General features: G+C 39.7%; 13 protein-coding genes and 2 tRNA genes. 11 read left to right on the top strand and 4 right to left on the bottom strand.

Annotation, left to right across the window (positions count from 1 at the left end):
* Nucleotides 1-9 precede the first annotated feature (9 nt).
* Genes AAC852_RS00260 through AAC852_RS00240 form a run of 7 tightly spaced genes read left to right on the top strand, consistent with a single transcriptional unit; the run spans nucleotide 10 to nucleotide 2,566 of the window.
* Entirely contained in the window at nucleotides 10-549 is a 540-nt protein-coding gene (locus AAC852_RS00260) for a phage N-6-adenine-methyltransferase (protein ID WP_340619289.1), read from the top strand.
* Complete coding sequence (locus AAC852_RS00255) at nucleotides 546-725, top strand: hypothetical protein (protein WP_187649613.1); 180 nt, start codon at nucleotides 546-548, stop codon at nucleotides 723-725. The genes AAC852_RS00260 and AAC852_RS00255 overlap by 4 nt, the downstream gene beginning before the upstream one ends.
* 25 nt (nucleotides 726-750) lie before the next feature.
* Nucleotides 751-936 carry a hypothetical protein gene (locus AAC852_RS00250; RefSeq protein ID WP_340619288.1) on the top strand — a complete coding sequence of 62 codons (186 nt, stop codon included), beginning with the start codon at nucleotides 751-753 and terminating at the stop codon, nucleotides 934-936.
* A complete protein-coding gene (locus AAC852_RS00245; protein WP_340619287.1) occupies nucleotides 933-1,043 on the top strand; it encodes a DUF4060 family protein in 111 nt (36 codons plus the stop codon). Before AAC852_RS00250 ends, AAC852_RS00245 begins: the two co-directional genes overlap by 4 nt.
* Nucleotides 1,040-1,165: a DUF4060 family protein gene (locus AAC852_RS19855; RefSeq protein WP_422824242.1), complete on the top strand. Its 126-nt coding sequence runs from the start codon at nucleotides 1,040-1,042 to the stop codon at nucleotides 1,163-1,165. Before AAC852_RS00245 ends, AAC852_RS19855 begins: the two co-directional genes overlap by 4 nt.
* Before the next feature lies 1 nt (nucleotide 1,166).
* Entirely contained in the window at nucleotides 1,167-1,526 is a 360-nt protein-coding gene (locus AAC852_RS20125; RefSeq protein ID WP_338114336.1) for a helix-turn-helix domain-containing protein, read from the top strand.
* Nucleotides 1,409-2,566, top strand: a complete 1,158-nt coding sequence (locus AAC852_RS00240; RefSeq protein ID WP_479715104.1) for a tyrosine-type recombinase/integrase — start codon at nucleotides 1,409-1,411, stop codon at nucleotides 2,564-2,566. Before AAC852_RS20125 ends, AAC852_RS00240 begins: the two co-directional genes overlap by 118 nt.
* A 15-nt stretch (nucleotides 2,567-2,581) precedes the next feature.
* Here the strand turns inward: AAC852_RS00240 and AAC852_RS00235 are convergent.
* Both AAC852_RS00235 and AAC852_RS00230 read right to left on the bottom strand, forming a co-directional pair.
* A tRNA-Thr gene (locus AAC852_RS00235) sits at nucleotides 2,582-2,657 on the bottom strand.
* Between the two features lie 6 nt (nucleotides 2,658-2,663).
* A tRNA-Ser gene (locus AAC852_RS00230) sits at nucleotides 2,664-2,751 on the bottom strand.
* A gap of 212 nt (nucleotides 2,752-2,963) precedes the next feature.
* Here AAC852_RS00230 and rcsD point away from each other — a divergent pair.
* Complete coding sequence (rcsD, locus tag AAC852_RS00225; protein ID WP_340619285.1) at nucleotides 2,964-5,663, top strand: phosphotransferase RcsD; 2,700 nt, start codon at nucleotides 2,964-2,966, stop codon at nucleotides 5,661-5,663.
* A gap of 8 nt (nucleotides 5,664-5,671) precedes the next feature.
* The gene (rcsB, locus tag AAC852_RS00220) at nucleotides 5,672-6,322 is read left to right on the top strand and encodes a response regulator transcription factor RcsB (protein ID WP_038261116.1); all 651 of its coding nucleotides are present in this window, start codon (nucleotides 5,672-5,674) and stop codon (nucleotides 6,320-6,322) included.
* A gap of 89 nt (nucleotides 6,323-6,411) precedes the next feature.
* Here rcsB and rcsC read toward each other — a convergent pair whose 3' ends face one another.
* On the bottom strand, nucleotides 6,412-9,300 hold the full coding sequence (rcsC, locus tag AAC852_RS00215; RefSeq protein WP_340619284.1) for a two-component system sensor histidine kinase RcsC: 2,889 nt from the start codon (nucleotides 9,298-9,300) through the stop codon (nucleotides 6,412-6,414).
* Nucleotides 9,301-9,539: 239 nt separating this feature from the next.
* On the bottom strand, nucleotides 9,540-12,179 hold the full coding sequence (gyrA, locus tag AAC852_RS00210; RefSeq protein ID WP_340619283.1) for a DNA topoisomerase (ATP-hydrolyzing) subunit A: 2,640 nt from the start codon (nucleotides 12,177-12,179) through the stop codon (nucleotides 9,540-9,542).
* A 179-nt stretch (nucleotides 12,180-12,358) separates the two neighbouring features.
* Between gyrA and ubiG the strand changes: the two genes are divergently transcribed.
* Together ubiG and nrdA are read left to right on the top strand one after the other, a co-directional pair.
* The gene (gene ubiG, locus AAC852_RS00205; protein ID WP_340619282.1) at nucleotides 12,359-13,093 is read left to right on the top strand and encodes a bifunctional 2-polyprenyl-6-hydroxyphenol methylase/3-demethylubiquinol 3-O-methyltransferase UbiG; all 735 of its coding nucleotides are present in this window, start codon (nucleotides 12,359-12,361) and stop codon (nucleotides 13,091-13,093) included.
* A 359-nt stretch (nucleotides 13,094-13,452) separates the two neighbouring features.
* A complete protein-coding gene (nrdA, locus tag AAC852_RS00200; protein ID WP_340619281.1) occupies nucleotides 13,453-15,744 on the top strand; it encodes a class 1a ribonucleoside-diphosphate reductase subunit alpha in 2,292 nt (763 codons plus the stop codon).
* Nucleotides 15,745-15,748 lie beyond the last annotated feature (4 nt).

Here is a 15,748-nt window from a genome sequence, read left to right as displayed (position 1 = left end):
ATATGGAGAATGAAGACGGACTTCGGAGGCAGTAATACTCCCAAAGAACTGCGTGACCTCTGGCAAACTCCACTTCCGTTATTTAAAGCACTCAACCTCGAATTTAAATTTACTCTTGATGCGGCTGCTTCTGATCAAAATACCCTGTGCGTTCATTATCTCACAGAGCGAGATAATGCACTGGAGTGTGATTGGGAAAGTAACGGCGCTATCTGGTGCAATCCCCCTTATTCCAATATTAAGCCGTGGGTAGAAAAAGCCGCTATCGAGTGCCAGAAGCAATTACAGCCAGTCGTGATGTTGGTTCCCTCTGACACCTCAGTCGGCTGGTTTAAACTGGCATTAGAAACAGTGGATGAGGTCAGATTAATAACGGGTGGAAGAATTTCATTTATTAACGCAGAAACACAAAAGCCAGTGAATGGAAATAACAAAGGTTCATTATTGTTAATCTGGAGATCATTCACTAAACCACGCGGAACAATAACAACTGTTGGCCGGGATTATTTACTTAATGTCGGTCACGAACTATTGAGGAAAATAGCATGAACACACCAAAAATAAAAATCGAAATGACCAGAACCGCAGCGGAAGAATTTACAATTCCACTCTACACCGTCCCAAGTGAAATGCTGGCAGATTTTGTGACAGATAAGATAGTACCAGGCTTGCAGCAAATGGGATTCCCAGAATCGGATATCGAAGTACTCATCACCAATGACTAACGAATTCGAGAATGCAAGGAGGAAGGTGGCGAGGGATTGCCTCAAGGAACTGAAAAAACTCAAACGCCGCACTGATCAGCAAACCAACGAAACACTCACCAAATACCTTTCTCGATTTGAAATCGTAATGTCCAACTATCAAAAGAGTAAGTTCCTGCCAGTGATGTGGCTGAGATATTACGTCGATATGATTGATAAGGAGATGAAATGAAATTCATCATTCGCAGTGCTGTTACGCCATTAGAAAGGCAAGCAGCTAAGGCTGCGTTATCAGAGTATAAAAATAAATATGGCAATTACGGATTATATAAAAAATAGAAACGTACGTTGTTTTAGTAGACGGGAGTAAGTACCCAATAGAGATTTTTAATGGCAATAAGTCGTATGTAGCAACGGTTGTAAACAAAAAGAGAAGGCTATGTCAGATAAAGGAGGTGTGACGTGGATTTAAATGATGAGGTTTTCGATACCAAACATGCTGCTGATTTTTTGAAAAAATCGGTAAGACAGGTAAGAAAGCTTATACATGATAAAAGACTAAAAGCAGCTAAAACTGGCAAGAAAGGAGGAGGTGAGTATGAAATTTTAAAGTCCTCCTGTCTTGAATACGTGATAAATAATCATCACAATGCAGATATGAGTGATGATTGTTCAGTTAAATCAAAGGAGGGATTTGAATGTCAATCATACAACGCAATGGCCTATGGCACTGTGATTTCGTTTCCCCAAGCGGAAAGCGAATTAGGCGCTCTCTTGGAACAGAGGACAAGAAGCAAGCGCAGGAACTGCACGACCAGCTAAAAGCTGAAATGTGGAGAGTAGAAAAATTAGGTGATTACCCGAAAGTAACGTTTGATGAAGCTTGCCTGAGGTGGTTGCAAGAGAAGGAACATAAAAAATCATTGGATGATGATAAAAGTAAGATAGAGTTTTTTTTGTCTTATTTTTCCGGCTGGCAGTTATCAAATATCACTGAGATTGAGATCCTGGCTGCAACAGCCAAGATGACCAATAGAAAATACAAGGAGGTTTGGGATAAAAAATCTGCATCAGCAAAACGTAACGGGATATCAATAGGGCCGTATAAAAGCAAGCCTGCGTCTCAAGCAACAAAGGCGAGGTATCTTTCTTTTTTACGCTCTTTATTCCGTGCAGCGGTCAACGAATGGAAGTGGTTAGGAAGGGCGCCTAATATCAAAGTTCGTCAAAAAAAGGAGATCAGGGTGAGATGGCTTACGCAAGAGGAAGCCGCGAGACTAATAAAATGTATGCCTGATATCATGAAACCTGTTGTCATTTTTGCACTAGCCACAGGGCTTAGGCGTTCAAACATTTTAAATCTGGAATGGTCACAAATTGATTTACAAAGAAAAGTCGCGTGGATACACCCAGAGGACACTAAAGGCGGTAAAGCGATAGGTGTTGCCCTAAATGATACCGCATGCAAGGTGCTACGGGATCAAATAGGGAAACACAATCGCTGGGTTTTTGTTCACACCAAAGCATGGCATAGATCTGATGGAACTCCTACAGCTGAGGTCAGAAAAATGCGGGTTGATGACAATACAGCATGGAAAACAGGGTTGCGTCGAGCGGGTATTGAAAATTTCCGATTCCATGACCTGCGTCACACATGGGCAAGCTGGCTTGTTCAGGCTGGAGTGCCTTTGAGTGCATTGCAGGAAATGGGGGGGTGGGAGTCAATTGAGATGGTGAGAAGGTATGCGCATTTAGCCCCTAATCATTTGACAGAGCACGCTAAAAAGATCGATGCCCTGATAGTCAGTCATGACACAAATATGACACAAGCGACTATCAGGGTATTCGGGTCAACGTCATAACACGTTGATTTTATATGGTGCCGGCTACCGGAGTCGAACTGGTGACCTACTGATTACAAGTCAGTTGCTCTACCAACTGAGCTAAGCCGGCGAAATTTGGCGGAAGGATAGAGATTCGAACTCTAGGATGGTTTCCCATCGGCGGTTTTCAAGACCGCTGCCTTCGACCGCTCGGCCATCCTTCCATGGCGCGAGATTATGCCTATATCTCTGGTATGTGTCTAGCCCTTAAAAAGGAAAAATTATGATTTTTTTACTGGTTGCTCAATCTTCGAACGCTAATGGCCTTTTTATCCGCTAACCTGCTAGTATTATCACAGCTCAATAAATTAGTTAACTTCGAATTGATTTAAAATTAACCATAAATATATCCACATTAAAGGCAGCCATCCAAAGAATGTATAAACAAGCATCTATTAAGCCATCTGTCGTTCCCCGTTTTTACGCGCTGTTTATTATTTTGCTTTTTACTTCCCTATTTTTATTCGGGTATAACTATTTTGACAGTTGGCTGACGGAGAAAAAATATGCTATCAGTAGTGTAACGGCCAAGATGCGATTGCAGATCGAAGATTATCGTTATCATGCTGGTCGTATCTTTGAACAGTCTAATATTCAGCTATCCTCCTCACAGGAAGTAGCTTCACCGTTAGAATTGCGTCCTAATATTTATTGGCTGGAAAGTCATAACAAAAATGTCGATGCAATTGTTTTTGGCCGTTACAACGATTCAAGTGTTCAACTGGCTCAGAGGTTATCTAACTATCTTGAAATTCTCTGGGGATCACGTAATGAATATGAATCCATGTATTATCTCAATGGAAAGGATAACAATTTACTGTTGGTGACCACACATCCTATTTTAAAACCGGAAATCAGGTTCAAAGAAAGTTATCTGACTTTAACTTCTGACATTAAGCGTTCTGAAATGTTGGCACAATCAATAACATTGGATGAAAAGGAAAGTATTTCTTCCATTCACGTATTACGTGGTGAGAATGTTTATTACTATACTTATAAAGCCGTGTTCAATTCACCAGGGCAATTAACTACGGTTATTGCCTTTGATTTACCTATTAATAATCTTTTGTCGGTTGATATGTTGCCAGCAAATTTTCGGTTGTATCCGAATAACGAATATGAGATTGAGAAGACAGATAAAGTTGATGTTTCGTTAACCGGTTTTTGGCTGGAGTTTTCTCAACCACTTAATATTATTCAATATAAATTGGTATATCAGGTTCCTCTAAAAGCACTTATTGTGGATTTCTTGATACGAAATATTTGGTTATTGCTCTCGATATTGATTTTCTTACTATTTTCATTCAGTGGATTACTTTATATCCGTCGTCAATATATCACTCCTAATGCATCAATGGATCAAGAGCTAAAAATCAAAGATTCTCTGGGGAATGATATTATTTCTAATATTCCTATCGGATTATTGGTTTATGATTTTATATCAAATCGGTTGATCAGTAGTAATAAGATTGCAGAGAAACTGATGCCTTATCTTGACTTGGGCAAAGTTAAAATCATGGCAGAACAACATAATGGCGTCATTCAGACATCCATTGAAGATGCGGTTTACGAAGTGAAAATGTATAGCAGTAATTTATTGCCAGAGACTTATCTATTCTTATTGCAGGATAGAGATCAAGAAGTGATGGTCAGTAAGCGGTTACAACTTGCTCAACGAGAATATGATAAAAATGTGTACGCCAGGCGTTCAATGTTGCAGAATATTAATTCTGAAATAAAAAAGCCGATTCAAGAGTTGAGTGATATAGCTATCCAATTGAAAAATATATCACAAGATGAAAATAAGTATGACTTACTGGATAAGTTACTGCTTAAATCAGAATTCATCACAGAGTGGATTGAAAATATTTCTTTGCTCAGTGAGTTAGAATCTGGTGATTGGCAACCAGCTAATGAAGTATTTTCTTTATCTTCACAATTAGAAAATATATTGAAACTATCGCTGCCGACACTAAACTCTAAAGGATTGAAGATTTATTATCATTTTAATATTTCTCATGAGTCAGTGTTTTCTGGCGATGGAATAGCATTAAATAAAATAGTTTTGCTATTATTAAATTATGCTATCACGACAACCAGTTATGGTAAAATATCCCTTAGTGTTAATAGTTCTGGTAAATACGACAATCATATACAGATTGAGTTGATTGACAGCGGTTCAGGTCTTAGTGATAAAGATCTTGCCAGCTTAAATTATCCTTTTTTGAATAAATTGGCAGAAGACAAATATTATACAAATTCTGGATTGGTTTTTTATTTATGTAACCAATTGTGCCAAAAAATGGGGGGGAGTTTTGAAATTAAAAGTAAGCAGGGATTGGGGACACATTACATTGTTAGTTTACCTCTTCCTCAATACGGTGAACATGTTGAAACCCCTCAGTTATTGGAAGGTGTTATAGCACTAATCGATATCAATAACCCCGAAATTAAAAAAATAATCCATAATCATCTTGCTAATTATGGAGCAATATATTCTGACAAGAGTACAGAGAGTGTTACGGAAGAATACGATATCATTCTTACTGACAGACAGTACAAAGTAGAAAAGCCAACTATATTATTAGTAGGTAATTTGATAGGGTTTAAGAAGATGAGACCTAGTTTGGTTCAGTGTAATTACAATTTTGCTGGTGCTGTTATCAATGCGATATCGTTACTGATTGAAGAAAATTTCAGTTTAGTTGAATCCGAAGAGGTTTACAGGAGTCCAAAACAAGAATGTGATCTTGTTGAGAATGTCGATAGTAATATTTGTAATACCCTCAAAAGTTATCAAACACAGTTAGTAGGCAGTAATTATAAGAAATTATTTGTAGAGACAGTACCGATAGATATTACTAAACTGTATACTGATATGGAACAATATGACTTGATATCACTTTCGCAAACGGTACACCGCCTTAAGGGTGCGTTTGCTATGTTAGACTTTGAATTGCTCAAATCATCATGTGAGGCGTTGGAACAACACATAGCAGACAATAATGAAGTAGAAATCAAAAGTAGCATCAGCCGTATTGATTCCTTTGTCACAAAGCTGTTGCAGCCAAGGTAACCAATAATATGAATAACCTTAATGTCATTATTGCTGATGACCATCCCATTGTTTTATTTGGCATCCGCAAGTCACTTGAACAAATTGAGTGGATTAATGTTGTCGGTGAGTTTGAAAATTCGACTACACTGATTAATAGTTTGCCACATATAGAAGCAGATGTTCTCATAACGGATTTGTCAATGCCCGGTGACAAATATGGTGATGGCATCACCCTGATAAAATATATTAAACGCCATTATCCGACACTGGCTATCATCGTTCTTACGATGAATAATAATCCGGCTATTTTAAGTGCAGTACTTGAACTTGATATTGAGGGGATTGTGTTAAAGCAGGGAGCACCAACAGATTTACCTAAGGCACTTACTGCACTGCAAAAAGGGAAGAAATTTACACCTGAAAGTGTTTCTAAATTGTTGGAGAAAGTTAATGCTAACGGTTATGGAGATAAACGTTTATCTCCGAAAGAGAGTGAAGTGCTGCGTTTATTTGCTGAAGGCCTTCTTGTTACAGATATTGCTAAGAAGCTTAATCGCAGTATAAAAACCATTAGTAGCCAGAAAAAATCAGCGATGATTAAGCTGGGAGTTGATAACGATATTGCATTACTTAATTATTTATCTTCAGTCACTATTGATAATGATGTGATTAAATAACCAATAGTTATCTTTTCTGAGTGTAAGATCGGTAATTAAAATTACCGATCTTATATTATAAAATAAGCACTATCATCTAATTCAATTGATTATGCTTTCAGAGACCATTTTCCTTGTTGATGAACTATAGTCTGGTATCTATCAGGTAAATATTCTATTAATGTATCTTTCAGTTTTGTTAGTGATACAGGTTTCAATAGACAATAATCCATGCCGACATCGACACAACGTTGTCTTTCTTCTGCCATTGCATTAGCTGTGACACCAATAATTGGTTTATTATACCCTTTATTTCTTAAATATTTTGTGAATTCATATCCATCCATATTTGGCATATTAACATCTGTCAGAATAATATCAGTTGTATTATTTTCCAGATGTTCAATCGCATCAATACCATCGTTGGCCATTTCTGTCTTGAATCCTAGCGAATTTAATTGTTCGACCAATAAATGACGATTGATGGGATGATCGTCAACAACTAAGACTTTAATTGAATTTAATCTATCATCTGTTTTGATAGAGTTTGTCGAAACGGGGGATTGGAGTGTATGATGATTATTGGATAACAAATCATCAATGAAATAAACAAAATCACTGATTTGGTAAGTGTTATGTAACCAGTAATTACTTTGAATTTTTTCTGGTGAACCAATATGGCTCTCTGATATTTCAATAAAATCACGAACAGCAATATCCAGCTCAATAGGCTGGTCACTAATCAATAATTCAGTACCGTCGATTTGACTTTCATTAAACGCAGTAATTTGAAAATGTGCTCTTGTCAAAAGATTATATAGATATTCTTCTAAATAATCATTACGAACAGCCAATATAATTTTCTGTTGAGTATGGTTTGGAGAAAATGTGTTAACACGATATTTTTCCTTATCGTATTTTGCATTATATAGAGGAAGCCGGATAGAAAAAATGCTACCAACGTATTGTTGTGATACAAATTCAATATCACCATCCATAAGATTAATTAGTTTTTCACAAATCGCTAGACCTAGCCCTGTACCTTGTGATGCATTCTCTTTATTGGCACTGGTCTGAAAAAATGGTTCAAACAATTGCTCTTGTAATTTATGCTCGATTCCTAATCCTGTATCTTTAATACTGATATATAAGTAGCCATGTCTCACTGTAATGGATATGACAATACAGCCAGTTTCTGTAAATTTAATGGCATTATTTAATAGATTAGAAATAATTTGTTGCAATCTTACCGGATCGTTATTCATATAATCAGGAACATCTGGGTCGATGTAACAGTAAAATCCCAGATTTTTTTTCGTTATAAGAGGAAGATAGTTTGAGATTACATGCGATATGACCTCTTTACAGCTAAATTCTTTAACATCAATTTTAAGTTGGTTAGATTCTATTTTAGAAAAATCGAGAATATCGCTAATGATTTTCAACAATAGTGATGAGGAGTTATTCATTGTTGATAATAACCGTGCAGCTTCTGATGCTAATGGATAAGATTGCAATAATTCCAGATTTCCAATGATGCCATATAGTGGTGTTCTCAATTCATGGCTAACGGTTGCCAGAAACATTGATTTCGCCTGGTTGGCTTGTTCTGCGGCTGAAGCCATCTCTTGTAATGATTTCTCCATCTTAGCACGGGTACTGATATCAACCAGAACACAGATTGCCACTTCCTCATTGCGATAACGCGAATGTACGAAGCTAATTTGTAGATGATTATTATTACTAGTAACAATATCAATATAGCTGCTGGTTTTATCACAAATGATATCAATGATACGTTTTTGATCTTCGAGCGTCAGCATTCGAGTATAGTTATGCGCAAGTTCATTACTCAGTATATTAGCACCATCACTGATCCGTAAAATGCTAATGCCAACAGGAGCAGAGGCAACGATTTTATGATTGAATTGTTCGTGTTCTTCAAGGCGGAGAGCATTATTTTCAGCAGGGGAAAACATTTTACGTTCGAACAACCAAATGAAAGAAAAGATCAGAATTGCAGAGATAGTATTTAAGACTAGGCTGTTAATGATTTTTAACTTGAACTCATTAAAAATATTTTTCAGAGGCAGAGAATATATAACACTGAATGATGATGGAGCCAAACGCCTTTTTAACACTAAGTGACTATAATCTTCATCATAGCCAAAGTAAGGGATTTGTACATTATAACCTACGGGATAAGATTTATTATCATTTTTAAAAGGATAATGTAACACAGGCTTATTATGCTGGTTAAGTAATGTCAGCGTTGCATTTGTATTAGGTCTTTGTAAAAAGGTTTCCAATCTAAGAGATTGTTCGACTCCTATCATTGCGACCATTTTTCCATTGCTATAAATAGGAGAAAGAATATAAAAGCTACCACTGGCTGGGGTTGTACCCGCCGCGAGCCAATAGACACTCTGCTCTTTTCCCTGTTGTTGCAGGAATACTAACTGGCGATAATTTTCATAAACCATCTTTTTTAGCGTATCAGGCTCTGTTATTGCACCACGAATTGGAAAATTCACCATGCACGTACTTTGGATGTCTACCAAAAAAATTTGATTTACTCCCTGTGGCATCACAACATTATCTTTCCAGAAAAAGAACAGATCATTTAAGGCATGTAAATAATTATAAGGTTCATTACGTAGTAGTTCACAATTTGAGTTCATATTCAAAGGCGTATACAGAAATTGTGAGTTATTATATGATGGGTTAATAGTCAGCGTTTTTTTATTCTCTTGTGATAAATATTTCTCTGCCATATATTGAAGGTCGTGTAAGGTATTAGTAGTTTCCCGCACGTAAGAGAACATTATATCGTAGTCAGAATTATATTCTTGACGGATGTCTGATTTAGCTTTATTAAAAAGATTTGCCAGATAAAAACTGGTTAATAAGGCACCTAATGCCCATAACATAAAACCAAGCACCCGAAAAAGGTAGCGGGATATCTTTAGTGATGTTCGGAATGAAGATAGATATCTCAAGAGGTCGCCTGATAAAAAACGTGATTAATAATAACTGGTAACAGCATATACTAGTGTAGCAGGGAATACAAAGCAGCATTTTATACCTGGCATTCTTTGAAAAAAATAGTATAAAAAAGCAGGCATTTTAATGCCTGCTTTTTTAATACCTTGTGGGTTTTTCAGATTTGCAGCTTTATTAGCTGCAATCCGAAATTCATTGAGTATAATTTTATGGATGAATCAGGAAAAGGCGAATATTATTCCTGATCTTCTGATTCATTACTTCCTTCATCGATGGAAGAGACTGCTGTATTGCCATCCTCTTCATCATCAGGTTCAGCAACACGCTGCAAACCCACGACTTTTTCATCATCTGCCGTGCGGATTAAGGTGACCCCTTGAGTATTACGTCCGACAGTACTGACTTCAGAAACACGAGTGCGAACCAGTGTTCCCGCATCAGTAATCATCATGATCTGGTCAGTTGGTTCAACCTGAATTGCGCCAATCACGTTACCGTTACGTTCACTGACTTTGATGGAGATAACACCTTGGGTTGCACGAGACTTCGTCGGATACTCTTTCTGGGCAGTACGTTTTCCATAACCATTTTCAGTGACTGTCAGGATTTGACCTTCTCCACGAGGAATGATCAGAGAAACAACTTTATCTCCTTCTGCCAGTTTGATACCGCGGACGCCAGTTGCAGTACGCCCCATGGCGCGGACGCCTTTCACCCGAACCGTACCATCTTCCAGTATCTCTTCCTCTTCTTCAAGGAAGCGGACAACTTTACCCTGTGCAGAGAATAGCATAACTTCATTGCTGCCATCAGTGAGGTCAACGCCGATCAGCTCATCTCTTTCATTCAGATTAACTGCAATGATACCAGCACTACGCGGACGACTAAATTCGCTGAGTTTAGTCTTCTTGACAACCCCACTTGCTGTCGCCATGAATATGTTCAATCCTTCTTCATATTCACGAACAGGCAGAATGGCCGTAATACGTTCGTCTTGTTCCAATGGCAGCAGGTTAACTATGGGTCGGCCACGGGCGCCACGGCTGGCTTCTGGCAGTTGATAAACTTTCAGCCAGTACATCTTGCCTTTGTTGGAGAAGCAAAGAATAGTATCGTGGGTATTGGCGACCAACAGACGTTCAATGAAATCCTCTTCTTTAATACGTGCTGCTGACTTACCTTTACCGCCACGGCGTTGTGCTTCGTAATCAGACAATGGCTGGTATTTCACGTAACCCTGATGGGATAGTGTTACCACAACATCTTCCTGATTGATCAGATCTTCAATATTGATATCTGCGGAATTCTCAGTTAATTCAGTACGACGTTTATCTTTGTACTGTTCTTTGATAGCAAGTAACTCTTCCCGAATGACTTCCAGCAAACGTTCCGGGCTTTCCAAAATGAACAACAGTTCAGAAATGACTTTCAACAGTTCACGATATTCGTCGAGCAGTTTTTCATGCTCCAGACCTGTTAATTTCTGTAAACGCAGATCCAAAATGGCCTGTGCTTGCTGTTCGGTCAGGTAATAATTACCGTTATGAATACCAAATTCTGGTTCCAGCCATTCAGGACGTGCAGCATTATCACCAGCCTGCGCCAGCATTGCTGCAACATTGCCTAATTCCCATGCTTGAGAAATGAGGCTTGCTTTAGCTTCAGCAGGCGTTGGAGCCTGGCGGATCAGTTCGATCACAGGATCGATATTCGCCAGTGCAATAGCCAGTGCCTCAAGGACATGGGCGCGGTCACGAGCTTTGCGCAGCTCAAAGATTGTTCTGCGAGTGACAACTTCGCGGCGGTGGCTGACAAATGCAGAAAGAATATCTTTCAGGTTAAGTAGCTTAGGTTGTCCTTGATGTAGAGCAACCATATTGATACCGAATGAAACTTGCAATTGGGTGAGTGAATACAAGTTATTCAGGACAACCTCACCGACAGCATCGCGTTTCACTTCGATAACGATACGCATACCATCTTTATCGGATTCGTCACGTAATGCACCGATCCCTTCAATACGCTTTTCCTTCACCAGTTCAGCGATTTTTTCGATCAAGCGTGCTTTATTTACTTGATAAGGGATTTCATTGACGATAATGGTTTCACGGCCATTTTTTTCATCAGTCTCTATTTCTGCACGAGCCCGGATATAAATTTTACCCCGACCGGTACGGTAGGCTTCCTGAATACCACGACGCCCATTAATAATGGCCGCTGTTGGGAAATCAGGCCCTGGGATATATTCCATCAGGCCTTCAATACTGATGTTTTCATCATCAATATAGGCCAGACAGCCATCAATCACCTCAGATATATTATGAGGTGGGATGTTAGTCGCCATGCCGACCGCTATCCCTGATGAACCGTTCACAAGTAAGTTAGGAATACGGGTTGGCATTACATCGGGAATTTGCTCTGTACCATCGTAGTTAGGTACAAAATCAACAGTTTCTTTTTCTAAGTCCGCCAGCAATTCATGGGCTACTTTTGCCATGCGTACTTCGGTATAACGCATCGCAGCCGCAGAATCGCCATCAACTGACCCGAAGTTTCCCTGGCCGTCAACCAGCATGTAACGCATGGAGAATGGCTGCGCCAGACGTACAATCGTGTCATAAACAGCGGTGTCGCCATGTGGATGGTATTTACCAATCACATCCCCAACAACGCGGGCAGATTTTTTATAGGGTTTATTCCAATCATTTCCCAATACATTCATCGCAAAAAGTACACGGCGATGTACTGGCTTCAGTCCATCTCGAACATCTGGCAGTGCACGTCCAACAATAACGGACATCGCATAATCCAGATATGAGCTTTTCAGCTCTTCTTCGATATTGACCGGGGTGATTTCTCTGGCAATGTCGCTCATGGAGCCACTGTCCCTCATACTCCGAATTCAAAGGCTTAGAATTATACCACAAATTGACAGTTTTATAAAAACCAGATGCGGGTATTTCAGGATTAAGATGTGTATAATAGTTTATTATCACACATCCCCATAATACTGTTACATTTTCTGTGAACCAGCCTCTAGGAGCGATATTGCTGATGAACGCTAAAACCCCCGATTCACTCATACAATCACACGCCAATGTGGATCAACAGGAAATCGAAAAATTTGAAGCCGTTGCTTCCCGATGGTGGGATCTTGACGGTGAATTTAAACCATTGCATCGTATTAATCCATTGCGTTTGAACTACATCCTGCAACGGGCTGAGGGGCTTTTCGGTAAGAAAGTATTAGATGTTGGATGCGGTGGTGGGATCCTATCAGAAAGTATGGCTTGTGAAGGGGCGGACGTGACCGGTCTGGATATGGGTTTTGAACCACTACAAGTTGCCCGGCTGCATGCGTTGGAATCTGGTATATCAGTTAAATATGTGCAGGAAACGGTAGAAAGCCATGCTGAGCAACATCCACATTCCTATGATGTAGTAACCTGCATGGAAATGCTTGAACATGTCCCAGATCCAGAATCTGTCGTTCGTGCGTGTGCCAAATTAGTTAAACCTGGTGGTCATGTTTTTTTTTCAACCATTAACCGCAATCGAAAAGCATGGTTAGTTGCTGTTATCGGTGCAGAGTATATTTTAAATATGGTGCCAAAAGGGACACACGATGCGAAAAAATTTATTCGTCCCTCAGAGCTGATTGGCTGGCTGGATAAAACCTCGCTAAAAGATCAACATATTATCGGTTTACATTACAATCCGTTAACAGATAAATTCCGCCTTGGACACAACGTGGATGTGAACTACATGCTTCATACCCGATCAGCCTAACAGAATCAATTAAGGGATTAATAAAGCAACAAATAGATCTTATTTTTAAGATTTTATTTTGGGGTTTTCGCCGATAGGTTTGCGAAAGTAACATCAAGTAACTACGCAGGTTATCGGCTTTTCGGCAAAATTAATCCTCAAGTTATCCACAAAACTTCCTGATCTTGTACACTTGATAAAACGCGAAATTAACATTATCTTGTTATTACAGTTTTATTCACCCCCTATATATTGTGTTTCTGGACGTTTCACTGCTACTAGCTCCCAACGGATTCTCAGTCATCTTGAGGGCATCGTGCTATCAACGATCAGGAAAGGCAATTATAGGTGAAATACGAAAAGAGAAGGTGTATTTCCTCATGAACCAGAGTCTGCTAGTAACCAAGCGTGATGGACATAAAGAACAAATTGATCTTGATAAAATTCACCGGGTTGTCACCTGGGCTGCTGAAGGTCTGAAAAATGTCTCAGTGTCACAAGTAGAACTGCGTTCCCAGATTCAATTTTATGATGGCATTAAGACATCTGATATCCATGAAACCATGATCAAAGCCGCGGCAGACCTGATCTCAAGTGATGCTCCGGATTATCAGTATCTGGCCGCTCGTTTAGCCATCTTTAACCTGCGCAAAAAGGCTTATGGTCAGTTTGAGCCGCCTGCGTTATATGACCATGTTGTACGTATGGTTGAGTTAGGTAAATATGACAAACATTTGCTCGCAGACTACTCCAAAGAAGAATTCGAGCAAATGAACAGTTTTATTGACCATCTGCGTGATATGGATTTTTCCTATGCAGCGGTTAAACAGCTTGAAGGAAAATATCTGGTACAAAACCGTGTAACTGGCGAAATTTATGAAAGCGCCCAGTTCCTATACATTTTAGTTGCGGCGTGCCTGTTTTCCACTTATCCGAAAGAAACGCGCCTGGGTTACATTCGCCGTTTCTATGATGCGGCTTCTACTTTTAAAATTTCGTTGCCAACACCAATCATGGCAGGGGTTCGTACTCCAACCCGTCAATTCAGTTCCTGTGTTCTGATTGAATGTGGCGATAGCCTTGATTCTATCAATGCAACATCCAGTGCGATTGTCAAATATGTTTCTCAACGCGCAGGCATTGGTGTGAATGCTGGTCGTATTCGTGCAATGGGTAGTCCAATTCGTGGTGGTGAAGCTTTCCATACTGGCTGTATTCCATTTTATAAGCACTTCCAGACAGCAGTGAAATCCTGTTCTCAGGGGGGCGTACGTGGTGGTGCTGCGACGTTGTTCTATCCACTGTGGCATCTGGAAGTAGAAAGCTTGTTGGTACTGAAAAACAACCGTGGTGTTGAAGGTAACCGTGTTCGCCATATGGATTATGGTGTGCAGATCAACAAACTCATGTATGAGCGTTTGATCAAAGGGCAGGAAATTTCTCTGTTCAGTCCGTCTGATGTGCCTGGTTTGTATGACGCTTTCTTTGCTGATCAGGATGAATTTGAGCGTCTGTACACTCTGTATGAAAATGACAACAATATTCGTAAACAGCGCGTCAAGGCAGTAGATCTGTTCTCTTTGATGATGCAGGAGCGTGCTTCAACTGGACGTATTTATATCCAAAACGTTGACCATTGTAATACACATAGCCCGTTTGATCCGGCTATAGCACCTGTTCGTCAATCTAACCTGTGTTTAGAAATTGCACTACCAACCAAGCCATTGAACGATATTAACGATGAAAACGGCGAAATTGCACTGTGTACGTTGTCTGCTTTCAACCTTGGCGCTATTAAAAATCTAGATGAGTTGGAAGAATTGGCAGATTTGGCTGTCCGTGCACTGGACTCTCTGCTGGATTATCAAGACTATCCGATTGTTGCTGCCAAGCAGGGTTCAATGGGGCGTCGTACACTTGGCATTGGCGTAATTAATTTTGCTTACTATCTGGCGAAAAACGGTGTTCGTTATTCTGACGGTAGTGCCAATAACCTGACTCACAAAACATTTGAAGCCATTCAGTACTATTTGTTGAAAGCTTCTAATACGCTGGCTAAAGAGCAGGGAGCATGTCCGTGGTTTGGTGAAACTACTTATTCGCAGGGCATCCTGCCGATTGATACGTATAAAAAATCACTGGATGCATTAACCAGCGAACCGTTGCATATGAATTGGGAAGCATTACGTAGCGATATTCTGCAATACGGTCTGCGTAACTCAACTTTATCAGCACTGATGCCATCAGAAACATCCTCGCAGATTTCCAATGCGACCAATGGCATTGAGCCACCGCGAGGCTACGTCAGTGTTAAAGCATCAAAAGACGGTATTTTGCGCCAGGTTGTACCGGAATATGATCGCCTGAAAAGGTCTTACGAATTACTGTGGCAAATGCCTAGCATTGATGGTTATCTGCAATTGGTGGGCATCATGCAGAAATTTATTGATCAATCAATTTCTGCTAATACTAACTATGATCCGGCGCGTTTCCCTAATGGCAAAGTTCCGATGAAACAATTGCTGAAAGATTTACTGCTCGCCTACAAATATGGTGTGAAGACACTGTATTACCACAACACCCGTGATGGTGCGGAAGATGTTCAGGATGATTTGGAAGAGGTTGTTGAATCTGCTGATTCCGATTGTGAAGGCGGCGCGTGTAAAATTTGATTTG

The sequence above is a fragment of the Xenorhabdus siamensis genome (genome assembly GCF_037996745.1).
In the GTDB taxonomy this organism is placed as follows: Bacteria; Pseudomonadota; Gammaproteobacteria; order Enterobacterales; family Enterobacteriaceae; genus Xenorhabdus; species Xenorhabdus indica.
This window is presented reverse-complemented; position numbering and strand designations above follow the sequence as displayed.